The organism is Streptomyces sp. NPDC002206, from assembly GCF_053593595.1.
In genome coordinates this window covers 30,999-52,053 of sequence record NZ_JBSFCW010000028.1, presented here as the reverse complement: position 1 = coordinate 52,053, position 21,055 = coordinate 30,999, and the positions used below count along the sequence as shown (strand labels likewise).

Below are 21,055 nucleotides of genomic sequence, written 5' to 3'. Positions count from 1 at the left end.
TGCAAGGGGGATTGGGTCAAGGGCGGACAAGTGTTTATCGTGTGCGTTCAACCGAATGACCAATACAGTTGAACAGCCTTTGACCACACGGGTGGTTCAGCCAAATAAAGTGCCTCTGAACTGCAAGAACGAAACAGGGATCAGTTCCTGACGGAGCGGTGAATTCACGTCTCCACAGTGTTTTGCTGTCCAACCGCATTTCATTGACAGTGCCGCGAACCTGCTCGTAGCTTCACGAGTATGATCCCCTCCGATATCAGCCTTCTGCCTATTCTCGGGCGACCCACTCTGTCGGGAGACGGGCGCTTCGTCGCTGTCGGCGTCACCCGTGTCGACCTGGCCGCCGACGACAACGTCCACGAGCTCTGGCTGGCGGACACCACCGGTGAGGCGCCGGCGCGCAAGCTCACCCAGGGGCCCTACGACGGAGCACCGGCGTTCTCCCCGGACGGACGCCACCTGGCATTCCTGCGCCCCGGACCCGGTGGCCCCGCGCAGCTGTACCTGCTGCCGATGGACGGCGGCGAGCCGTTCCCGGTCACGAACCAGCCGCTGGGCGCGGGCCAGCCCGTGTGGAGCCCGGACTCCCAGCGGATCGCGTACGCCGCCCGGGTCCCGCAGGAAGGCCGCTACCGCCGAGGGGTCCCACCGCACAAGGAGGCACCGCGACGGATCACGAAACTCCGCTACATGGCGGACGGTTTCGGCTACTGGTTCGACCGGCCCCGACAGGTCTTCATCACCGACCCGTTCACGCCCGACCGGACCACCACCCAGGTCACCGCATCCGAGCACGACCACGGCGACATCGCGTGGAGCCCGGACGGCGACCTGCTCACCTTCACCGCCGCCCGGCACGAGACCCACGGCGACGACCTGCGCAACGACGTATGGGTATGCGCCCCGGACGGCAGCGGCCTGCGCGCCCTGACCGACGGCGGGCTGACCCTGGGATGCCCCCGGTTCGCCGCGGACGGCAGCAAGGTCTGCTTCGCCGCGGAGCTTCTCGACGAGAACAACAACGGCATCGCGAACAGCAGCTACGGCCTGTGGGCCGCGACCGTCGACGGCACGACGCCCCCCGTGCGCTTGACCGATGCCGAGCCCTACCACCTCAGCTTCTCCAGCCAGATGATCGCGACCGCCACCGACGGCGTGTACTTCGCCAACGACTACCGCGGCGAGGTGAACCTGATCCTCGTCCCCTACGACGGCGGCACACCCACCCCCGTGATCACCGGCCCGCGCCAGGTCAACGGCTTCGCCGTCGCCGAAGGCGCGCACGGCGTGACGATCGCCGCCGTGGTTGCCGACGCGGGCAGCGCCGGAGACCTCGTGGTGTGGACCAACGGCACCGAGAGGGTCCTCACCTCGTTCGGAGCCGAACTGCAGGCACAGGGCGACCTGCTGCCCATGGAGGAGTTCACCACCGCCGCCCCGGACGGCTACCCGCTGCACGGCTGGATCGTCCGCCCCCGCGGCGAAGGACCGCACCCGGTCCTGCTCCAGATCAAGGGCGGCCCCTTCACCCAATGGGGCTACACCCTCAACGGGCCCGCCTCCTTCGAGGAGGCCCAGATCTACGCGAGCGCCGGCTACGCCGTCGTACTCGGCAACCCCCGGGGCGCCGCCGGCTACGGCCAGGCCCACGGCAAGGCCATCCTCGACGACCTGCCGCGCCGCACCGCCACCGACCTCCTGACCATCCTGGAGGGCGCGCTCAACGACCCCGGCCTCGACGGCGACCGGGTGGGCATGCTGGGCGGCTCCTTCGGCGGCTACATGTCGGCCTGGATGGCCGCCCACCACGGCAAGCGGTTCCGCGCGGCCATCGCCGAGCGCGGCTGCTACTCCATCGACAGCCACAGCGCCTCTTCCGACGAAGGCATCGTGCTGTCCCTCGCCCTCTACGGCTCCGACCCCGAGCGCTGGCGCGACGCCAGCCCTCTCACATACGCGGACCAGATCGACATCCCCATGATGCTGATCCAGTCCGAGGACGACCGGCACACCCCCATGGAGCAGGCCCAGCGGCTGTTCGTGGCCCTGAAACTGCGCGGCGTCCCCGTCGAGTTGCTGCTCTTCCCCGGCGAGACGCACGAGATGTCCCGGACCGGCCTGCCCAGCCACCGGGTGGCGCGTTACGAAGCGATCCTGGAGTGGTGGGACCGCCACCTGTGACCGTCTGACGCACGGCCCGGCCCTCCCGCCCGGCGGGGGTGCTGCCCCGGTGCTTCGTAGCCCGTCGGCAGCCGCCGAACACACCCAGCGACAGCCGCGTCCCGGCACGCCGACGACGCGGCCGTCGCTGTTCCCACCTACGAAGCACCAGCGGAACTAGGAATGAGGCAACCACCATGAGTGCCGCCCCCGGCGACTATTACCTCTCGACCTACATGACACCGCCCGGCGACCGGTCGGTGATCTCACCCCGCCACGACCACAACGCTGCGCTGTGGCGGCGCTCCGCCGGATCGGTCGAGCTGATCCGCCACTGGGAGTTCGAACGAGTCAGCGGCCGCAAGCACCACGCGCTGCCGCTGTACACCCCGGAGCGGGCCGAAGCCTTCCTCAACGGCCTGCTGGCCACGGAGGGACTGGCCCTCGCCGACATCCACACCACGTGGGGCACCCCCGGTCTGCCGGGGCACCGGGACCTTCCGCTGCCGGCCGGGAGCGAGGGACTGGCGATCCACACCCTCGCCCACCTCTTCAGCGGTCTCCTCCTCGACACCAGGATCTTCAAGGAGGAGACCATCATCGGCCTCGCCGTCGACGCCGCCCCCGACCTGATCCTCGAGGACGAGCGGCCGGCCGGCTACTACGCGGGATGCGTCTCGGTGAAGGGGAAACTGACCCTCGCGCCCGTCGAATCACCCGCACCGCTCTACCTGGCGGCCGACCGGCTGTTCGGCAAGGAACCCGGAACGCTCATGGCGCTCGCCTCGGCCTCCCGGGCCGAGATCGACTTCGACGCCGAGGCTGCGGTCCGCGACATCGAGCTGTTCGGCGGCCGCGTCCTGCCGTGGCCGGCGGCATTCGGCCTCGTCAAATCGGTCATCGCCGCGGCCGGCGAGCAGCTGGCCGGCAAGAACCCCGATCCGCGATTCAGCGACGAGGACAACCTGCAGAGCGCGGTGATGAAGGTGGTCCAGCAGTGCTGCGACCTGATCATCATGCGCAACGTGGAGCGGCTGAGCGCCATGGCCGGCGTGCGGACCCAGGACTGCTACCTGTCCATGAGCGGCGGCTTCGCCCTCAACTGCCCCACCAACACCCTGACACTGGACCGCTACGGCTTCCGCGGCCTGCTGGCCCCGCCCTGCGCGAACGACTCCGGGGAAGCCCTCGGCCTGGGACTGCTCGGCCTGTACGGCATCGGCGCGTTCCAGGACGCCGACCTGCGCATCGACACCGCCTACTACGGCAGCGAACTGCGGGACGTCGACGCCGCGCTCACCGAGTTCGCCCCCTGGATCGAGCAGGTCGACGACTTCTCGCCGGACCAGTTCGTCACCGACCTCAGCGACGACGTCATCGCCTGGGTGGACGGCGCCGCCGAAATGGGCCCGCGGGCACTCGGCCACCGCAGCCTCCTGGGCGACCCCCGCTCGGAAAAGGTCAAGGACCTCCTCAACGAGTACAAGCAGCGGCAGTGGTGGCGCCCCGTCGCCCCCATCGTCCTCGACGAGCAGGCCGCACAGTGGTTCGTACAGCGCCGCCCCTCCCCGTTCATGCTGGAGGCCGTCCAGGTCCGCGACGACGTCCTCGACCGAGTGCCCGCCATCCTCCACCTGGACAACTCGGCACGGCACCAGACACTGACCGCACAGGCCAACGGGCTGCTGCACCGGGCGATATCGGCCTTCCACGCCGAGACCGGCGTCCCGATCGTGTGCAACACCTCCCTCAACGACCGGGGCGAACCAGTCGTCGACACCGCCGCCGAGGCGCTGACCTTCTGCGTCCGCAAGGGCATCCGGGTCGCCTACCTGGCCGGCCGCCGTGTGCTCCTGCGCGGCGAGGCACAGCCCCCGGCCACCGTGCCCGACGCACCGCGCCCCCGCGCGGAGCACTGGTTCGCCGGACAGGAGGCGGACCGTGACCGGTACTGGAACGCCTGGCTCGATCGCGGCTACACCGAGGCGGGCATCATGCTCCTGACCGGTACGCCCCAGCTGCTGGCCGACCCGGAGACGTACACCCCCAGCCGGGTCAACCTGCTGGCCGAACGCATCGCCGCCGCCGATGCGGGGTTCGAGAAGAACCTCGACGAATTCATGGCGGAGCAGGGACTGACCCGCCGGGCCCGGTGATCCGCGCGGCCCGTGCCCCGCAGCCGTCCCGTCGGGGTGTCGCACCGCGCTTGCGGCGCGGCGCCCCGGCGGGACGGCATCCGTTTCATGCCTGACAGCACCTCAGCAAGGAGCCCGACCATGCAGCACGCCCTCACGGTGGGGCAGCCCGGCCCCTGCCACCTCGTCACCGCCGCACTGGACCAGGTCCTGGAGAACGTCGACCGGGGCACCCCGCTCGGCGAGGCCCAGGTAGCCGCCCTCGAAGCCGCCCAGAAGCTGCTGGAAGCCGAGGCCGCGGCACAGACCCCGCCGGACGTCCGGGCCGAGATCCTCCGGGAAGCCCTAGGATCGGCCCGCGCAGCCGTATCGGCGGCCGCGACGGCCGTCACCCTGGCCCAGGACATCCGACGGCATGCCTCCCGGGCCGAGTTCGCCGCGGCCGGACAGTGACGGCCTGCGTCCAGCAGTACGCGACCCACCACCCTCCGCCGACCGCGAGACGCCTCCCCGGGGTCCGGGGTCGCTCACGCAAGGACCTGACAGTGGCTGCAGAACGAACCCTTCCGCCCCTGGTAGCCGATGAGAGGGAGATGCTGCGCGCCTATCTGGAGCATCAGCGCACCACCCTCGCCCTCAAATGCGAAGGACTGAGCGAGGAGCAGCTGCGCCGGCAGTCCGTGCCGCCCTCCACGCTGTCCCTGATGGGCCTCGTACGGCACATGGCCGAAGTCGAACGGGCCTGGTTCCGGCGGATCGTCAGCGAGGAGGACATCCCGCTGGTCTGGTCGGACCGGGGCGACTTCCAGGTCGCCTACGACGTCAGCGAAGCCACCTGGCCCGAGGCCCTCGCCGCATGGCAGGGCGAGATCGAGCACGCACGCCGTGTGGAGCGGGACGCCAAGTCGCTGGACGTCACCGGCTACATGGCCAAGACGGACAGCGCTGTCTCGCTCCGCCGCGCGATGATCCACCTCATCGACGAGTACGCACGGCACAACGGACACGCGGACCTGCTGCGCGAGGCCATCGACGGAGCCGTCGGCTACTGACCGCCGGCACCGGCACACGTACGCCCGGGGGACCTGGCCACGGTGTTCGACCGCTTTTCCCGGACAGTTGAACAGGCTATTCACAAATGACGCGCCGAGTGCGCGTCATTTGTCGTTTCGGGGCACATACAAGGGCGCACGCAAGGGCACCTGCGGAAATTCCGTTCAAGGAAGCCGGCGGAACAGGAATTCACGGCGTCCAGCTGTTCACGCCGACACGGATCGGTTGACACCAGAGGCCCCGGAAACAATGATGAATATCGAACCGAGCGAGTCGCTCGGGGAAAACAAAAAGGAGAATCACATGTCTGACATCGAGTTCCTCGACACCACCGCTGAGCTGGCCGCGTCGTACTACCTCGGCATTCAGTAAGACCGCGTGCGGCGGAGGGAGCTACCCGCTCCCTCCGCCGCGGCTGACCGCACCGTATAGACCGAACGGCGGTTGCAAAACCACCCTGTGGCTGCCAGGCTCATCAGCCCAAAAGGGCTTCTTCTCCGCCGTCCGCACGACATGCAACCCCCGCTGAGCGCCCCTTCACCGGGCATTTCATTCAGCGCCTTGCGTTCCGCGTCGCTCGTGGACCAGATCAATGGAGAAGGTATGGAAGGCTATACTTTTGCCGACCTCGTCGGCGACGAGGAAGTGTTCTTCGCAGAGTTCTGGGACAAGAAGCCCATGCTCCGGAAGAACGCCCTCAAAGGCAACCCGAGTGAAATACTCTCGTTCTCCAGACTGGACGAGATGGTCAATATGGAGGTCATCAGACCCCCGTATGTACGGGTCAATCTGAACGGCGCCGGGGTTTCCGAAAAAACATTCACCCGCACTGTTACCGTGCAGGGCACGGAAATCCCGGACTCCGTCATTCCCGAGCGACTCTACGATCTCTACCGCTCGGGCGCGACCATCGTCTGGAGTTCGCTCAACCACATCGAGCCACGCCTGCGGTCCTTCTGCAAGGTGATCAGCGACAAGCTGGGCGCCCGCACCGACTGCGTGGCCTTCCTGACACCGGCGGGCCGGCAGGGCTTCAACCCGCACCACGACCCCGTCGACCTGTTCATCGTGCAGACCGAGGGCACCAAGCGGTGGCGTCTGTGGAACCCGCAGGGCGAGCGCTCGTCCGTGATCGGCACCTACACCGAGGAGCAGCTCGGCGAGCCGGCGATCGACGTGCTCCTGGAGCCCGGAGACGTGCTCTACCTCCCCTACCACACCCCTCACGCCGCAGCCGCGCGCGAGAAGTCCTCCGTCCACCTGTCGATCATGATGCGGCCCCGCAAGTGGCAGGAACTGCTGCAGAAGACGGTCGAGTCGCTGATCGAAGGCCCGGAATTCAGCGCCTTCCCCTACATCGGTGACTCCCGCGGAGCATCCGTCGAATCCGACTTCAAGGAAAAGATCGAGGCCCTCGCGGCACGGCTCAACGCCGTGAACGCCCCGGCCGAACTCGACCGGCTCCTGGAGTCCGGACGCTACCTGGAACCCGGCCGCCCGCCACGCATCAAGGCGGACGACACATTCCAGTACTCCGCCGCACTCGACGAACTGGGGCCCGACGCCACCCTCCGGCGGACCGGCACCCCCCTGCAGGTCGGCGAATCCGACAGCGGACGCACCCAGCTCGTCTGCAAGGGACACACCATCGCGGTGCCGTCCTCGATCGCCGAGGTCCTCACCGGCCTGGAGGAAGGCGCATCGGTCAGCGCCGCGACCCTCTTCCCGGACCTGCCCGTCGAACGGTCCGTCAAGAACGCGCAAGGCTTCGCCCGCCTGGGCGTCCTCGAGGTAGCAGCCGTCTAGGGCGGGAACTCCACACAGCCCCCTCCCAGGGCCCGTCCGGCCACATCCGCCGGACCCGCCCACCGGCCCGCGACGCCGCCGGGTCCTTCCACCCGGCGGCGCCGCGGCCTTCGAGGCCCTGCCGTCACTCCGTGACCGACAAATCGCGACCCGGCCCCCACACCCCGTGCGGGGCTTTCGGTTCGGTGGCGTCGCAGCCGCCCTACACAAGGAGCTGATCCGCATGACCGTCACCGCGTCCCCGCCAGACCACGCCGTCAAGGCACCGCCCGGCTCCGGCTGGCGAGAGGTCTACACGCTCGCGGGGATGCGCTCCCTGTCGGTCTTCGGCGACATCATGGCTGCGACCGCGCTGACGCTGCTCGCCCAGAAGAACGGGGCCGGCGGCTTCGCCGTCATGGCCCTGCTCATGGCCGCCACCCTGCCGCCCGTGTTCCTCGCACCCATCACCGGCGGGATCGCCGACAGGTTCGACAGCCGCAAGATCATCGTGATCGTGGCATCGCTGCAGGCACTGACCTGCGTGGCCATGATGACGACGACGTCGATCCCCGTACTCGTCGCCCTGTGCACACTCCTGGCGGTAGGCGTCTCCTTCACCCACCCGGTGTTCGGCGGCCTGCCCAGCGCAATGGTCGGCAAGGACGACATACCCCGGGCCTCGGCCATCTCACAGACGACCACCATGGCCGGCATGCTGTTCGCGCCCGCCGTCGCCGGCCTCCTCAGCAGCCGCTCGGGCACCACTCTGCCCCTCGCCCTGAACGCCGCGAGCTTCGTCCTGGTGGTGCTCGGCGCCCTGACCATCTCGACGCGCCTGCACAAGAAGACCACCGCCGCACCGCAGGCCGCGGCGGCCGAACCGTCCCCCGAGCCGGCCGCCGCGCCCTACCGCGTGTGGTCCGACGGCTTCCTGCGCTCCGTCCTGGTGCTCAGCGGCATCGTCATGGCCTGCGCCTGCATCATCAACGTCCTCATCGTCTTCTACGTGCGCGACACCTTCGGCGCCTCCGAGCAGGTGTACGGAGTCATCATGACGACGTGGGCCGCGGGCATGGTCCCGGGAGCGCTCCTCGCCCGGCGCGTGAAGAACCTCAGCCACGAAGCCATCCTGATCGGCTCCTTCGTCTGCATCGGCGTGGCCATCCTCGGCGTCGGACTGGCCCCCGGCGTCTGGTGGATCGCACCCTTCTACTTCCTCGGCGGCGTCGGCAACGGAGCCCAGGCCACCGTGACCCACATCGTGTTCAACCTCCGCGTTCCCCACAGCCACCGGGGCCGCGCCTTCGCCGCCCTCGGCGCCGTCTCCAACACGGGCCCCGGCACCGGATTCCTCCTCGGCGGCCTCCTGCTGACCGTCATCGAACCCCGGTACGGATTCCTCGCCGCAGGCGCCCTGATCGCCGTCTCCCTGCTCGTGATGGCCCGCAAGGTCCTCCAGTCCTCGGACACGGCACCGGCAGCCACCCCGGCCCCCGTGCCGGCCGTGAAAGCACAGCCGGCCGACTGACGGCACACGCCGCAGCGAACAGCACCACACCAAGCACCTCCCGGCCGAGCGGTGATGTCAAAGCCCGCTCGGCCGGAGGCAATTCACCGGCACGACCGCCCAGCCCCACAAGTCCGATGCGTGATGTGACCACGAAACCGCACTCAAAGGATGGATCGATGACCGACAGCCAGCTGTTTCCCGCATCCAGGCCCCGCGTACCCGCCGCCCTGCAGGGCCGGAAGACCGCCGAGGCCCAGCTCCCCGACCGGCAGCCCGACTGGTTCCCCCTGTGCTGGGTCCTCCCGCACGTCAGCCCGCCCAAGCCCGAAAGCCTCCTGCTGCCGTAACACAACGACCACTCAGCAGACCGCGCCAGCATCAACGATGCCAGCGCGGTCTGCTGCTTCCTGCCCCGCCCCGCTCACCCCTCCCTGTCGCCCGGCTCGGGCTCGAAACGGCCGCCCAGATGGGCCGCGAGGAACCGCTCGGCACAGGCATAGAAGCGGAGACGGTTCTCAGGACGGGCCATACCGTGGCCCTCGTCCGGGAAGACCAGGTACTCGTGCGGGATGCCCTTCGCCCGCAGAGCGGCGACGATCTGCTCGCTCTCCGACTGCTTGACCCGCGGGTCATTGGCCCCGTGCACGATCAGCAGCGGGATACGGATGTCATCGACGCGCGAGAGCGGCGAGCGCGACCACAGGAACTCCGCCTCGGTCTCAGGATTGCCGACACGGGTGTGCATCTGCGCAACCGTCGGCGCCCAGTAGGCCGGAATCCCCCGGATCAGCGTGGCCAGGCTGGACGGCCCGACCACATCCACCGCACAGCGGAAAACATCCGGAGTGAAGGCCGCACCGACCAGAGCGGCATACCCGCCGTACGAACCGCCGTAGATACCCACCCGGTCGGGGTCGGCGTAACCGCGCTCGATCACCCACGCCAAACCGTCGATCAGGTCGTCGTGCATCCGGCCGCCCCACTCACGGTCGCCCGCATTGGTGAACTCCTTCCCGTAACCGGTGGAGCCGCGGAAGTTCACCTGCACACACAGGTAGCCGCGGTCCGCGAGCCACTGCGCCTCACTGTCCAGACGCCAGGAGTCCCGGGTCCACGGACCGCCGTGGACCTTCACCACGGTCGGCAGATCGCGGCGCGCACGGTCGGTGGGGAAAGTCAGATAGCCGTGAATGGTGAGCCCGTCGCGTGCGGTGAACGAGAACGGCTCGATCGGAGTGAGACCGGCATCCTCCAGCGCGGGACGGTCGGAGAACAGATACGTACCCGTACGCGTCGGACGGTGAAAGGTATAGAAGCGGGTGGGCCCACCGGAATGGTCATAGGCGATCAGCCACGTGGCATCCTCACGGTCCCGGGAGACCAGCCGCAGATCCCCGTCGTCCAGGCCCCGCAACGCCTCGAGATCCCCGGCGATCGCCGGGTCCAAAACGTGCCACTCGGTACGGTCACCACCGAAGGCCACCATCTGGGGCTGCCTGGTACGCCGGCCCCCGACGACCGAGACGATGTCGAACCGAGGATGCCCGGCGACCACTTCGCGCTCGCCGTCCGCAAGCCTGACCCAGACCAGCCGGGTGGTGTTGGCATCCGCCGATGTCGTCAGCAGCAGCCGCGCCCCATCGGCATCGAACCGCAACGGGACGGTGGAGAGACTGTCCTCGTGCCCGACCTCCAGAAGCGGACGCCACGGTGCGTCCGGCCCGCCCTTGTCACGGACCATGACCGTACGGCCCCCGTCCGGCCGGGCGGCGATCGCGGCGCGCACTTCCAGATCACTGTCCGCGACCATGGCGACCAGGCCCGGATTGGCCAGCACCCGCGTCAGCCCGCCGTCCTCCAGACGGAGTTCGTAGACGTCGTGAAGCTTCTTGTTCTCAAGATTCAGACCGATCAGAATGCGGTCTTGTACGTCGAGGTCGACGCCGATGACCTGCGTCCGCACCTGCTCGAAGGGCGTCAGATCCCGGATGTCATGCGTGTCCGGGTCGATGTCGTACAGATGCCAGTTCTCATCACCCGCGACATCCTGCACATACGCGATACGGGCACCGTCGGGCGTCCAGAAGCAGGTACGGATACCCCGGTTCGTATCGTGGGTGACCGGGCGGGCATCGTCCGAGCCCGGCGTCGCGGTCCAGACATTGAGAACCCCTTCATGCGGGGCTATCCAGGCCAGACGGGTGCCATCGGGGGCAAGCTGAGGAGATATCCGCTCAGGATTGCCGAACAGGGCATTACGCGGGATCGGAGGCAGCGGAGTCACCCACACAACGCTAGCCACCAACACAACCGCTCGCCCGGACCCGGCAGTCAGTTGAACAGCACAGAACCAGGCTCGAACAGGCCGGAACCAGGCGCCTCGACAAGGCCCGACCGTTCTTGCAGACTGACAGCGATCACTCGGGCCCGAACGACTTGATGCCGGCACACGTCACTGGCCGACCGGGAACCGCGCAGCCCGACAACGCATGCATGACCAGGGGGAAGCTGTGACTGCAGAGGTGCGACCCCTCCCGGCCGCGACACTCGGCGCCCTGGTCCGGGGAATGCCCTGCACACAGGGACCCGCATACCAGCAACTCGCCTCCGCCATCCAGAAACTGATACTCGAAGGCCAAGTCGGCCTGCACGTCAGAATGCCCGCCGAGCGCGAACTCGCCCCCGAACTGGCCGTCAGCCGGACCACGCTCACCGCCGCCTACGGCGTCCTGCGGGACACCGGATACCTGCACAGCCGACGCGGATCCGGCACATGGACGGCGCTGCCCGCCGAACAGACGATGCGCCCCCTCTCCGCCCCCGACGCCTGCATCGACCTGACGACAGCCTCCCTCGGAATCCCCCCACGAGATCTCGCACAGGCCTACGCACAAGCGGGCCCGCGCGTCGAAGGAATCGCCTCGACCAGCGGATACCACCCCTTCGGCCTGCCAGAACTGCGCGCCGCGATCGCAGACCGCTACACCCGGCGCGGCCTGCCCACACGCAGCGACCAGATCCTCATCACCACCGGCGCACAGCAGGCCCTGACACTGACACTCGAACTGCTCTGCACGGCCGGCGACCGGGTCCTCGTCGAAAGCCCCACCTACCCCAACGCACTCGCGGCCATACGCCGTGCCGGCCTGCGCGCCGTTTCCACCCCCGTGGACGACAACGGATGGAACATCGGCGCACTGGAACAGGCACTGCGCCAGGACGCACCCCGGCTGGCATACCTGATCCCGCACTTCCACAACCCCATCGGCTCGCTGATGCCCGCCGACGAATGCCGGCGCGTCCTCGACGCCACCCGCCGCTCCGGAACATGGCTGGTAGCCGACGAGACCCTCACCGACCTCGCCCTCGACACCCCCGTCCCCACACCGTTCGCGGCCACCGAATCCGCCGGAACGGCCGACCACGTACTGACCGTCGGATCCCTCAGCAAGAGCCACTGGGCAGGCCTGCGCATCGGCTGGGTACGCGCCACCCCCGGGTTCGTCGCCAACCTCTCCGTCCTGCGCATGGCACACGACCTGGGCGGCCCGGTGGTCGAGCAGCTGCTCGCCGTAAGCCTCATCGAGCAGTCCGACGAACAGCACGCCGGACGTGTGGCACGGGTACGCGAACAACGCGCCGCACTCGCCGAGGCACTGCGCCATCACCTCCCGCAGTGGAGGTGGCAGTCGCCCGTCGGCGGCCTCTCACTGTGGGTCGACCTCGGCCAGCCCATCGCATCGGTACTGGCAGAACGCGCCGAAGAACGCGGAGTCCGGATCGTCGGCGGCGGGCGCTTCGGCGTGGACCCCGGCACATTCGACCGCCGCCTGCGCATCCCGTACGCCCTTCCTCCGTCCACGCTCGGTGATGCCGTGAGCCGGCTCGCCGAGGTGCTCGGGCACAGCACAGAGCTGGCGGACAGCACAGCACGCGGAGGCTGGGTCGTCTGACAACGGCGGCGAACACCCGGCACCACAACACCCGTTCAACCGCGTGCGGCCAGCCGATTGAACAACGCCACACCGCCCACCGGGAGTCGACGCCGGGGAGCAGCCGGAAAGCCGTACTACCGCTGAGCGGGCAACAGACCGGTCTGAACGGCACGCACACCGGCCTCGAACCGGCTCCGCGCGCCCAGACGCTCCATCAGCTCGGCCGAGATACGGCGGGCCGTGCGCGACGAGACACCGAGCTTCTTCGCGATGGCCTCGTCGGTCAGTCCGCTCGCCAGCATCCGCAGGACCTCGCTCTCCTGACGGGGCAACCCGCCGAGGCTCGGAGCGGGCTTGCACCCGAACGCGGTGGCTCCCGCCCAGATGGTCTCGAACAGTGCGCACAGAGCCGCGACCGTGCCCTCACTCTGAACGATGACAGCCCCGTTGCGCGCGTCCGAGGACTGGGCCGGCACGAGAGCATGCTTACGGTCGACGATGATCAGCCGCGTGGGCAGGGTCGCGGCAGTGCGGACCTCACCACCCATCTCGTACAACCAGGTCACATGCTCCACAGTGGGCTGGTGGTTACGGACGCTGTCCAGGTAGATGGTGCGCATTCTGATCCGGCGCTTCAGCAGATCCCCATTGGGCCCCCTGCTCGCTGCGAGATCCGCAGCGGAGTGAGCACCGCCCGGCGCGAAGGTCATCACCTCGGACTGGGCGGCCCGGCCCATCTCGGCAAGCCGCTCACGAATCGCGTCGACACCACTCAGATGGTCCGGGGACGGGCCGAGCGGACGCAGCGCGGAGAATTCGGCAATGAGCTCGGCGGCGGCGGCACGCGACGCCTCCACTCTGGACTGCTCCGCGGCGAGCCGCGCCTGCTGACGGGCCAGAAGCAATTCCATGGCCAGTTGCGGAGCGACCGGATGAAAGCCGGAGCCGGGGCTGCCCGTGGGCCGGACGAGAGAGAGCGCACTGAGCTGGTCGAGCGCCTGGCCGATCTCTTCCTCGCCGGTCCCGTGCCGCTGGGCGAGGTCGCGCACCCCCTCCTCGGGGTTCGCCAGTAATGAGCGGTAGACCTGCTCCGCCAATGGATCTATTCCCAGGCTGGCCAACATGCTGCCCCCCACGATGCATAATGACAACGCCCACATGTGGAGCGGCAGTGTACCGCCATACGGCAGCCACCAGCAGGGGTACCGAAAACCTTGCCGTTCCTTGCCCGCGACGCACATTGCGCCGGACAACCGCTGGTCGTATACGGCTCGTTCTCATCTGTCCGAAGCCGATTTTGTATACATGTTCATCGAGGGCCCGAATCCGAGGACGGTTTCTGCCGTGGCATAAACCTGACACCTTGACCACCTTCGCCCAGGGCGACCACACGGTGATCCTTGAGGCATGTTCCTCATCCACGTCCGGCTCGCGGCCGACAACCAAGCGCCCCTTCCCGACGAAGTCGCCGACATCGTCAGACAGTGCGCCCGTGTCGAAGACCGCCTCGAGCACGTGTCGCCCCACCCCGAGGCCTCACAGGGACCCGTTCTTGGGCTGTACCTGCTGAGCCGTACGGTGGAAGAGGCCGAACTCACCGCGGTGTCCGTGTGCACACGCGCCCTGCAGACCAGCCAACGCCTGCGCCACTTCCGCCTGCTGGCCTGCAACGCCGCGCCCCCGCCAACCCTCCCCGCGGACTGCCCGGAGCCGGGATGGTGAACCGGGGGAGGGGGGAGGAGACCGTCCGCTCTCGCGGCGGCGGACCGGCAGCCGGGACCGGTGGCCGACCCGTCAGCAGGCGGCGGTGCAGGGGCTCATGGCATGGATCCGCTGGGCGACCGCACCCCGGTAGCCGATCGGGGCCTCCGCCGCCGGTCCCGCCCTCCTCGACCACTACCTGAGCTGAATCGACCGGCAGAGGGCTACGGCACGTTTCCGGCGTATTCCGGTTGCCCTCCTGCTCAGGCTCAATGACGGCGGTGCCTGACAGGGGGCCTACCAGCCGGAACCCCGTCGCGGAGAATCTTCACGGAAAGTCCCGTCTCTGCAAGGTTGTGGCGCTTCAATTGGTCTACATGACCATTACGAGAGCGGAGCAGAGCGCGATGACGACCTGGGACCGGCTTCCCCAGCTGCTTGAATTCCACGGCGGCGTCCTTCGGTGGGACGTGCTGCAACTGCGCACACTGGCGGATGCGAAGAGGTCGGGCGCGCGGGTGCTGGAGGGCATCGAGAAGGAGCTGGCGGCTCACGGCATCGGGCATCTGCCTCCGCGGATCCCCGGTAATCAGGACGCGGAGGTTCTGCTCTATGACCTGCAGCGCCCCGGAATCTGCATGGTCATGCGCCTTGTCCAGCAGCTTGCCGAGGGTAAGGGTGACGAGGACTCGGACGAGCTGGTGCGGATGCTGGACATGATGCTGAAGTCGGGCTCCTTGTTGGAGGGGTCTGCCGCCGCTGCCTCGTAGCCCGACCCGAACACGGCTGTGTCCCGGGCCAGAGCGCTGATCCGGGGCATTACGGCCACAGGGTGACCTGCTCGTGGTCAGGGAGATCGAAGTGCGTCACCCGACTTGGGTGCATGCCGCGGTCGATTAGCAGTTGTGCTTCGCGGGCGTTTCGAACGAAGACCCGCTGAGACAGGACTTGGGGCGACGACTCCAGCAGGTCGGGGCAAGGGCGCACGATGGCGTACAGCAGTTGTTGTCGGCCTAACGTGTGTACCGGTATTCCGTAAGCGAAGGCGTCCGCGCCACCGTCAGGGCCTCGCTGCTCGACCCTTAGCCCTCTCTCGTCCCAGGAGATCGCCTGTACTGCGTTCATGAGCTCGCTTGCCTGCTCATCCGATATGAGTCGCCACCACTGCTCAGCGGCACCCTTGGAGCCCAGCTTCCGCTCCTCCCGTGCGGCGTCTTCGCGTCGGATCCGTGCGTCCACCTCGGCCTGCAGCCGGGCCTGGTTCTTTTCGTTGCGGCGTCGATCCTGCGCTCGCCGTTCCAGTGCCTCCCTTCTGGCTTCCTCGCGCAGGGCCCGCGCCTCCGCAGCCCTCTTCTCTTGGAGCACCCTGGCTGCCGCTAGCTCCTCGGAGCGCTTTCGGTCGGCATCGGCTTTCCGCTGAGCGGCCGCCACTTTGCGTTTCATCTCGAGGACACGCCTTCGCTGGTCCTCCGCCTCCCGGATCGGGCGCTTCTGTTCGTACTCGGCCTGCTCGGTCACCGACTTCGTTGAGGTCCACACCAGGTTCCCGCCGCGGCTTACGGTGCTGCCCCTCAGGAGTTGATGGCGAGGCGCGTATCTGGGTAGCGCTGTGTACGGGAAGAGGAAGCCGAGCAGTGCCCACCTGACAAAACCGGCCAGGTCGACGGTCTGGAACACCCATCGGCCGGCCTTGGAGTCGAACCCAGCTACGCCTTCGTCAAGGGTCCAGCCGGTGTCGCCCTCCGGCGCGTTCGCCCGCACGGAGGGAACTGCACCCATCCATGGGGCAGAGCGGCGGTCGGTCACCCAGCAGACCCGAACATCCGCGTCGTCATACCTGGCCGTACGGAACTGAATGTCTTCGATGGTGATGGGGGACAGCTGCGCTTCCCACGCCATCCGCCCATCGCCCTCTGGGGAGGAGGCCATCACGTCGGCCCGCCAAGACCCGTCAGGGGCACCGACCTCGAGCTCGGCATGCCATCCCGCGGCGCGGATGGCGGTGGCCATCTCCAGCTTCAGCAGGTGATGCTCCATCGACTCGTTGGACAGCGAACAGTTAGCCGGCCGACCCGCGTCGTGGGCGAAGTAGAGGACCTTCCTGGGGGAGCGCTTGGCGTGAACTCCGTGCCCGCACTCTGGGCAGGTCAACAACACTCGGGGCTTCGCTCGGTAGACCAGCGACCAATCCAGATCGCGCCCGAGGAGGTCCTGAGTGGCGTCGAGAAGGCCGAGCTCGGGGTGGACTGCGGTGAACGCCATGTGGTCGTTTCCTCGAAGGGCAGAGGGTTGCGAGATGCGCCTGGTATGGGGATAGCAGGTGGCACTGACAATCCGACATGACGAAGCCCCCAACCCGATCAGGGTTGGGGGCGACATCTCCGTCAGGCGGAGTCGCCCTGCATGCGCAGCTGAGGTGGGAGTATGGCGACGCGTGCCTGGTTCGCCGCGGTCCGGGCCGTCAACCACCGCGCAAGGTCAGGGCGGTCCGCGCGGGGGCACACAAGGCTGTGGCTGATCCGGCAGGTCTGCCCTGGGTGGGGTTCGTCGTCCTGCGAGTTCCAGGCGGTGCCATTGGTGTCGAGGTGCCAGCGTTGCCGTGGCGGGACGGTGTGCGCGGCGAGGGGTTCGGGGTCTTCGGGCTCGAGGCGGATCCACCATCGGTAGTAGGTGGGGTGGATGTCGCCGGCGAGTCCGCAGTCGGGGCAGGCGGGTCCGGGTTCCGGTCCGGGGATGGCCCCGTCGTCGCGGGCCTGCTCGTAGTCGGCGTCTTGTTGGAGTTCGGCCCACTCTTGGGCGGTCTGTGGCGTTCCGGTGTCCCCCATGCTTCACAGAGTCCGGACGGGCCGTCAGGTCGGGTAGGGCGCGATCCGGCCGTGCCGGGTGGGGGAAAACCGCTCCGGTGCGCTGCCAGGCGCCACACGGGGTTTGTGTGGGCGCAGAGACCACGCGAGGGATGGCTTCTGGCCAACCTCTCGGATCCTTTGATCTTTTTTATGGCCTCAGGGCCTACTCGGGCTACTTCGTGAACCTGATGGGATGTTGTCCGAGTTGATTCTCAACTTCCGAAACAGGGACTCTGGAATCCAGTATTCCCCTTTCGGCCCGCAGGTGCCCTGACCTGGTGTTTTGTGTATAACGGGCCACGGGGACTACGCAGTGGACGATGCCGAACTCCGCCGTGCACTGTGGTGAGTGCCGAAAGAGGTACACCAATCCAAACAAGGCTTTACCAGCCGGCATCCCGGGCTGCCCAGCCACTGCGGGAATCGGCCGGTGAGCAAAGGGGGAACCCGATATGCACCAGATCCTTGCCCTGCTTCAGCATGTCTCCCGGCTCGACCGTCGGCTGGTGACTACCGCTGTGGCCGTGGTCACGACAGTGGCCGTCGTCGCGGCGCCCATCTTCTGGGCGCCGATTGAGCGCGCGGAGCTCGCCGTCAACCTGATCACCCCGTGTCTCGCGGCGGCCGTGGCCGCGATTGTCGCAGTGGTCGTCGAGCGAGGGAGGCGCCATCGCCGGTGACGCAGCATGACGCCCCACCGACATCGGGCTGGGGCGTCTCGTTGAGCCAGGAGGTCAGTCTTCCGGGGTGATGTTGCTGGCGCCGCAGCACCAACAATCCCAGTCCGCGGGAAGCCGGTATTTCTCGCTCCAGAACCCGCACGGTTTGCCGTAGACGACGCAGTCCGCTTCGCACCGCCAGCAGTTGAAATCAAAGTCCACGCGTCCAGCATGGGGCATGCGGTGATGGTGCGACAGGTGGCCTGATCCGCCCTGATTACTTCCGCCCGGTGCGCCCAAACCGGTACCGGTGAACGGGATATGCCGCGACCATTCGGCTATGACACAGATCAACCGCGAATGGGCGATAGCCAAGCTGAAGAGCTTCCAGGAAACGTCATCCATCAGCTACGAGGGCGACCCTCCCGGGGCCCTCGGCTTCTGGCGGTGGAAGCTGGACAACCCGGCGCATGAGGTTCAAGCGGCAGCTCAGATCATCGAGCAGATTCTCGACCGGGTCGTCCCCGAATGGCGAACTGCGCCATGGAGGAAGCCGGAGCGGCAGCCGTATTGGCGAGAGCGGCAGGCAACGACGCGGGCCATCGCCCAGTTGGAAGCGGATCAGGAGCTCGCCGACAACCTTGGCAACGGCGCCCCGCAGCTGGACGCCTCGACGATGCACCCGTGGGTGTGGGGCAGCGTCCAGGGCCTGTGGGGGAGCGGCCACTATAGGCAGGGCGTCGGCGTAGCAGCGGTGGCCGTGAACGCACAGTCGCAGGCGAAGCTCGGGCGGAAGGACCTGTCGGAGTCGAGGCTCCTCGGTGAGGCGTTCAGCACGAAGGCCCCCGAGGCCGGGAAGCCGCGGCTTCGTCTTGGCCCCGACGACGGAAGCGACACCTGGCGCAGCCGGCACGACGGCGCGGCCGCGTTCGCCCGCGGCGTGTACGCGGCGATCCGCAACCCGATCGCCCACGAGCAGGGGGACGAGCTCGAGGAGAACGAGGCGCTCGAGCAACTGGCCGCGTTCAGCATCCTGGCAAAGTGGGTCGACGAAGCCACCGTGGAGACGGCCCCGTAGCGCCACCCAGGACGCACAACGCCGTCGGCCACCACACACGGTGGTGGCCGACAGGGCGCGGAGTTTCAGCGGCGACTTTTCGCGGGGCCGAGCACCAGCTTCATCGCCATGATGTCGAACACCTTGGTCGGCTTTCCATCGATCTCGGCCGTTCCCCGAAGGTTGCGGGTGTGTCCCAGAAGCGGGTTCGTGAACTCTTCCCAGACCAGGCCCTTGTAGTTCCTGGCCCCGGCCCAATTCTCTGCTTGTTCACGGGCCCGGTCGAAGTCGGCGATCGCCACGAGCCCGGTCTCGGTTCCTGCGGGTGACACCGTTCGCATGGAGCCCGGTCTCGGTGATTTCCTCCGGCCTGTGGTGCTGGATCACGTACACGATTCTCGGCGTGCTCAAGTCTGTCCTCCCTCGGTGGTCGGTGGTCGGTGGTCGGTAGGCGCCGGGCCCGCACTCGGGCGAGGGCAAGCTCATCGCTTCCGCGTTCGCCGACTGGTGGGCGGACAGCCTCAAGGAGGTCGGCAAGCAACAGGCCCGCTGGCGTGCCTCACACACCCGGGGACTCCTCGACAGCATCCTGGACGGCGGCACGTTCGGGATTGTGCACCGGGCACAGCTGAACACCGAGGCCGGTGGGGTCCGCGGTGAGATCAGCCTGGAGATCGTCCTCGACCAGCCCGGCCACGTCCGCTTGCCCATCACCGACGACGAAATCGTCGAACGGGCGGTTGCCATTCAGGCCCTCGCCAGCCGACAGGTACGGCTGCTGACCTGTGACACCGGGCAGCACACCCGCGGCCGCGCAGCTGACCTGAACGTCACGAAGGTCCCCGCGAAAGACCCCGGCCCGGAACCGGACTGGACGACCCAGGACAGGCCCGGCACCGGCCTACGGGCCCAGCGCCGCGAGAAGCAGAGAGCCCGCACGCGACTGGGTTCATCAACCACGAGGAAGCGATGATCGCGCTGGCGGAGCCAGACATTGAGGCATGCCAGATCTGCAACCCGCAGACCGGACTGACCTAGGCACTCCTCGGCTTCCGGCCGGCAGTCTTCTTCCCGGCCGCCTTCTTGCGAGGCTTCATCTCGTGGACCGTGGCGTGCTCGTCCGACTCACCGCGGGACTCTTTGGCCCTCTGCACGGACGCATTCAGGGCTGCCATCAGGGTCGACGACCTGGCCGGGCTGCTGCGCCTCAGCCTCGGCCGGCTGCGGCGCCTGCTTGCCCTCGGCCTTCGCGGCGATGAGCTCTCCCAGGGCTTCGCGGCAGTGGTCGCGGTAGCCGCTGATGTCGTCCGTGGTTATGGAGTCCATCAGTTCGCTGGCATCCGGGGTCAGCTCGTCCGGGGAGCGCACCTCGTCGGGCCACTTCATCGAGTGCAGGACAAGGTCATCGTCGCGGACGCTCAGCAGACCGAGGCGCTCCCAGTTGTGCCACGCGAATCTGGCGATGGTCGCCTTCGCGTTCCGCTCCAGGGCGCGGCGCAGGCCATCCGCAGCAGCCCGTACGCCGCTGCCCTCGGCGCCAGCCAGGACCGGACGCCCGACGTCGAAGTCCTCGGCGAGCAGCTCGCCCGGATGCGCCATGGTCTGCCCGCTCACCAACAGCGGCTCGACACCAGCGACCTCAAGGCCGTCGCCCGTGCTAACGGACACGCCATCAAGGCCCGTGAGACGGTGGGGATGTACCGGACCATGACGACCGAGGTGAAGGCGGAGCAGAATCTGCGGCGCCGCCTCGCCGACAAGCACCCGACGCTGCACCAGTGCGAGCAGCAGGCCCGCCAGGAACTACAGCGCAGGGCCGTCGCCCGCGTCGTCCACCAGGCGCCGGCTGTGGGACAGGACAGTCAGCAGCGGAACGTGCGTTACCCGTCAAGGTGAGGTACCTCACACCGGAGAGTGAGGCGGGGGAGCCGCGTGCGGATCGTGAGCGGTTTTGGGGCGCCATGACAGGTCTCGAAGGTGGGAGCAAATGGTGACAAGCACTGCTACTTCGCCCAGACCGTCGACGGCGAGTGGACCGCATTCTTGCTCGAAGGGTCGTTGTCAGTGCTGTCCCGTACGGTGGCGGGCGGGCACTACCCGGAGATGAGCAGCGGGATTAAAGCACGTCACGCGGACTTCCGGTCGCCGGGATTGAGGCCGCTGGGCCCTCCTAAGCACTGAGGGGCGGCGCCGACGGCGCCGCCCCTCAGT

21 protein-coding genes are annotated in these 21,055 nt (G+C 68.0%); 14 read left to right on the top strand and 7 right to left on the bottom strand.

Annotation, left to right across the window (positions count from 1 at the left end; genetic code table 11):
- Positions 1 to 240 precede the first annotated feature (240 nt).
- The 7 genes from ACWCP8_RS32500 to ACWCP8_RS32470 all read left to right on the top strand — a co-directional run bounded on the left by ACWCP8_RS32500 (position 241) and on the right by ACWCP8_RS32470 (position 8,993).
- Positions 241 to 2,181, top strand: coding sequence for a S9 family peptidase (locus ACWCP8_RS32500; protein ID WP_451119785.1), 1,941 nt, complete (start codon positions 241 to 243; stop codon positions 2,179 to 2,181).
- A 176-nt stretch (positions 2,182 to 2,357) separates the two neighbouring features.
- Entirely contained in the window at positions 2,358 to 4,316 is a 1,959-nt protein-coding gene (locus tag ACWCP8_RS32495; protein WP_451119783.1) for a carbamoyltransferase C-terminal domain-containing protein, read from the top strand.
- Between the two features lie 120 nt (positions 4,317 to 4,436).
- Positions 4,437 to 4,748 (top strand): hypothetical protein, encoded by a 312-nt coding sequence (locus tag ACWCP8_RS32490; protein ID WP_352271525.1) that lies wholly within the window; start codon positions 4,437 to 4,439, stop codon positions 4,746 to 4,748.
- 140 nt (positions 4,749 to 4,888) lie between these two features.
- Positions 4,889 to 5,347, top strand: coding sequence for a DinB family protein (locus ACWCP8_RS32485; protein ID WP_382844612.1), 459 nt, complete (start codon positions 4,889 to 4,891; stop codon positions 5,345 to 5,347).
- Positions 5,348 to 5,927: 580 nt separating this feature from the next.
- Entirely contained in the window at positions 5,928 to 7,154 is a 1,227-nt protein-coding gene (locus ACWCP8_RS32480) for a cupin domain-containing protein (RefSeq protein ID WP_352271521.1), read from the top strand.
- Between the two features lie 223 nt (positions 7,155 to 7,377).
- Entirely contained in the window at positions 7,378 to 8,664 is a 1,287-nt protein-coding gene (locus ACWCP8_RS32475) for an MFS transporter (RefSeq protein WP_352271519.1), read from the top strand.
- A gap of 158 nt (positions 8,665 to 8,822) precedes the next feature.
- Positions 8,823 to 8,993 carry a hypothetical protein gene (locus ACWCP8_RS32470; protein WP_352271518.1) on the top strand — a complete coding sequence of 57 codons (171 nt, stop codon included), beginning with the start codon at positions 8,823 to 8,825 and terminating at the stop codon, positions 8,991 to 8,993.
- A 74-nt stretch (positions 8,994 to 9,067) separates the two neighbouring features.
- On the opposite strand, the gene ACWCP8_RS32465 is transcribed toward ACWCP8_RS32470, so the two are convergent.
- Positions 9,068 to 10,930: a S9 family peptidase gene (locus ACWCP8_RS32465; RefSeq protein WP_451119780.1), complete on the bottom strand. Its 1,863-nt coding sequence runs from the start codon at positions 10,928 to 10,930 to the stop codon at positions 9,068 to 9,070.
- Between the two features lie 205 nt (positions 10,931 to 11,135).
- Here ACWCP8_RS32465 and yczR point away from each other — a divergent pair, with 205 nt between their 5' ends.
- Positions 11,136 to 12,599: a MocR-like transcription factor YczR gene (gene yczR, locus ACWCP8_RS32460; protein WP_451119778.1), complete on the top strand. Its 1,464-nt coding sequence runs from the start codon at positions 11,136 to 11,138 to the stop codon at positions 12,597 to 12,599.
- 116 nt (positions 12,600 to 12,715) lie between these two features.
- Here yczR and ACWCP8_RS32455 read toward each other — a convergent pair whose 3' ends face one another.
- Positions 12,716 to 13,705: a LuxR C-terminal-related transcriptional regulator gene (locus ACWCP8_RS32455; RefSeq protein ID WP_382844605.1), complete on the bottom strand. Its 990-nt coding sequence runs from the start codon at positions 13,703 to 13,705 to the stop codon at positions 12,716 to 12,718.
- Positions 13,706 to 13,988: 283 nt separating this feature from the next.
- Here ACWCP8_RS32455 and ACWCP8_RS32450 point away from each other — a divergent pair, with 283 nt between their 5' ends.
- Together ACWCP8_RS32450 and ACWCP8_RS32445 are read left to right on the top strand one after the other, a co-directional pair.
- Positions 13,989 to 14,303: a hypothetical protein gene (locus tag ACWCP8_RS32450; protein ID WP_382844608.1), complete on the top strand. Its 315-nt coding sequence runs from the start codon at positions 13,989 to 13,991 to the stop codon at positions 14,301 to 14,303.
- Between the two features lie 356 nt (positions 14,304 to 14,659).
- Entirely contained in the window at positions 14,660 to 15,052 is a 393-nt protein-coding gene (locus ACWCP8_RS32445; RefSeq protein WP_451119776.1) for a hypothetical protein, read from the top strand.
- A gap of 49 nt (positions 15,053 to 15,101) precedes the next feature.
- Here ACWCP8_RS32445 and ACWCP8_RS32440 read toward each other — a convergent pair whose 3' ends face one another.
- Positions 15,102 to 16,544: a competence protein CoiA family protein gene (locus ACWCP8_RS32440; protein ID WP_451119774.1), complete on the bottom strand. Its 1,443-nt coding sequence runs from the start codon at positions 16,542 to 16,544 to the stop codon at positions 15,102 to 15,104.
- Positions 16,545 to 16,666: 122 nt separating this feature from the next.
- Positions 16,667 to 17,107 (bottom strand): DUF6083 domain-containing protein, encoded by a 441-nt coding sequence (locus ACWCP8_RS32435; protein ID WP_451119772.1) that lies wholly within the window; start codon positions 17,105 to 17,107, stop codon positions 16,667 to 16,669.
- A gap of 473 nt (positions 17,108 to 17,580) precedes the next feature.
- Here ACWCP8_RS32435 and ACWCP8_RS32430 point away from each other — a divergent pair, with 473 nt between their 5' ends.
- A complete protein-coding gene (locus tag ACWCP8_RS32430) occupies positions 17,581 to 17,808 on the top strand; it encodes a hypothetical protein (protein WP_451119770.1) in 228 nt (75 codons plus the stop codon).
- A gap of 319 nt (positions 17,809 to 18,127) precedes the next feature.
- A complete protein-coding gene (locus ACWCP8_RS32425) occupies positions 18,128 to 18,865 on the top strand; it encodes a TIGR02391 family protein (protein ID WP_451119768.1) in 738 nt (245 codons plus the stop codon).
- A 65-nt stretch (positions 18,866 to 18,930) separates the two neighbouring features.
- Here the strand turns inward: ACWCP8_RS32425 and ACWCP8_RS32420 are convergent, their stop codons facing one another.
- Together ACWCP8_RS32420 and ACWCP8_RS32415 are read right to left on the bottom strand one after the other, a co-directional pair.
- Entirely contained in the window at positions 18,931 to 19,146 is a 216-nt protein-coding gene (locus ACWCP8_RS32420) for a hypothetical protein (protein ID WP_451119766.1), read from the bottom strand.
- 257 nt (positions 19,147 to 19,403) lie between these two features.
- A complete protein-coding gene (locus ACWCP8_RS32415; RefSeq protein WP_451119764.1) occupies positions 19,404 to 19,646 on the bottom strand; it encodes a hypothetical protein in 243 nt (80 codons plus the stop codon).
- Between the two features lie 68 nt (positions 19,647 to 19,714).
- On the opposite strand from ACWCP8_RS32415, the gene ACWCP8_RS32410 reads away from it, so the two are divergent.
- Positions 19,715 to 19,882 (top strand): DUF6233 domain-containing protein, encoded by a 168-nt coding sequence (locus tag ACWCP8_RS32410; protein WP_451119826.1) that lies wholly within the window; start codon positions 19,715 to 19,717, stop codon positions 19,880 to 19,882.
- Positions 19,883 to 19,969: 87 nt separating this feature from the next.
- Here the strand turns inward: ACWCP8_RS32410 and ACWCP8_RS32405 are convergent, their stop codons facing one another.
- Positions 19,970 to 20,512 carry a Ku protein gene (locus tag ACWCP8_RS32405; RefSeq protein ID WP_451119762.1) on the bottom strand — a complete coding sequence of 181 codons (543 nt, stop codon included), beginning with the start codon at positions 20,510 to 20,512 and terminating at the stop codon, positions 19,970 to 19,972.
- 39 nt (positions 20,513 to 20,551) lie between these two features.
- Here ACWCP8_RS32405 and ACWCP8_RS32400 point away from each other — a divergent pair, with 39 nt between their 5' ends.
- Complete coding sequence (locus ACWCP8_RS32400; RefSeq protein ID WP_451119760.1) at positions 20,552 to 20,740, top strand: hypothetical protein; 189 nt, start codon at positions 20,552 to 20,554, stop codon at positions 20,738 to 20,740.
- The last annotated feature ends 315 nt before the right edge of the window (positions 20,741 to 21,055 follow it).

Excerpts from the sequence above, each read along its gene's own strand:
- ACWCP8_RS32435 (WP_451119772.1), bottom strand. The coding sequence starts at position 17,107 with ATGGGGGACACCGGAACGCCACAGACCGCCCAAGAGTGGGCCGAACTC.
- ACWCP8_RS32430 (WP_451119770.1), top strand. The coding sequence starts at position 17,581 with ATGCACCAGATCCTTGCCCTGCTTCAGCATGTCTCCCGGCTCGACCGT.
- ACWCP8_RS32495 (WP_451119783.1), top strand. The coding sequence starts at position 2,358 with ATGAGTGCCGCCCCCGGCGACTATTACCTCTCGACCTACATGACACCG.
- ACWCP8_RS32445 (WP_451119776.1), top strand. The coding sequence starts at position 14,660 with ATGACCATTACGAGAGCGGAGCAGAGCGCGATGACGACCTGGGACCGG.
- ACWCP8_RS32470 (WP_352271518.1), top strand. The coding sequence starts at position 8,823 with ATGACCGACAGCCAGCTGTTTCCCGCATCCAGGCCCCGCGTACCCGCC.
- ACWCP8_RS32400 (WP_451119760.1), top strand. The coding sequence starts at position 20,552 with ATGACGACCGAGGTGAAGGCGGAGCAGAATCTGCGGCGCCGCCTCGCC.
- ACWCP8_RS32485 (WP_382844612.1), top strand. The coding sequence starts at position 4,889 with ATGCTGCGCGCCTATCTGGAGCATCAGCGCACCACCCTCGCCCTCAAA.
- ACWCP8_RS32425 (WP_451119768.1), top strand. The coding sequence starts at position 18,128 with ATGACACAGATCAACCGCGAATGGGCGATAGCCAAGCTGAAGAGCTTC.
- yczR (WP_451119778.1), top strand. The coding sequence starts at position 11,136 with ATGCATGACCAGGGGGAAGCTGTGACTGCAGAGGTGCGACCCCTCCCG.
- ACWCP8_RS32440 (WP_451119774.1), bottom strand. The coding sequence starts at position 16,544 with ATGGCGTTCACCGCAGTCCACCCCGAGCTCGGCCTTCTCGACGCCACT.
- ACWCP8_RS32450 (WP_382844608.1), top strand. The coding sequence starts at position 13,989 with ATGTTCCTCATCCACGTCCGGCTCGCGGCCGACAACCAAGCGCCCCTT.
- ACWCP8_RS32475 (WP_352271519.1), top strand. The coding sequence starts at position 7,378 with ATGACCGTCACCGCGTCCCCGCCAGACCACGCCGTCAAGGCACCGCCC.
- ACWCP8_RS32455 (WP_382844605.1), bottom strand. The coding sequence starts at position 13,705 with ATGTTGGCCAGCCTGGGAATAGATCCATTGGCGGAGCAGGTCTACCGC.
- ACWCP8_RS32490 (WP_352271525.1), top strand. The coding sequence starts at position 4,437 with ATGCAGCACGCCCTCACGGTGGGGCAGCCCGGCCCCTGCCACCTCGTC.
- ACWCP8_RS32500 (WP_451119785.1), top strand. The coding sequence starts at position 241 with ATGATCCCCTCCGATATCAGCCTTCTGCCTATTCTCGGGCGACCCACT.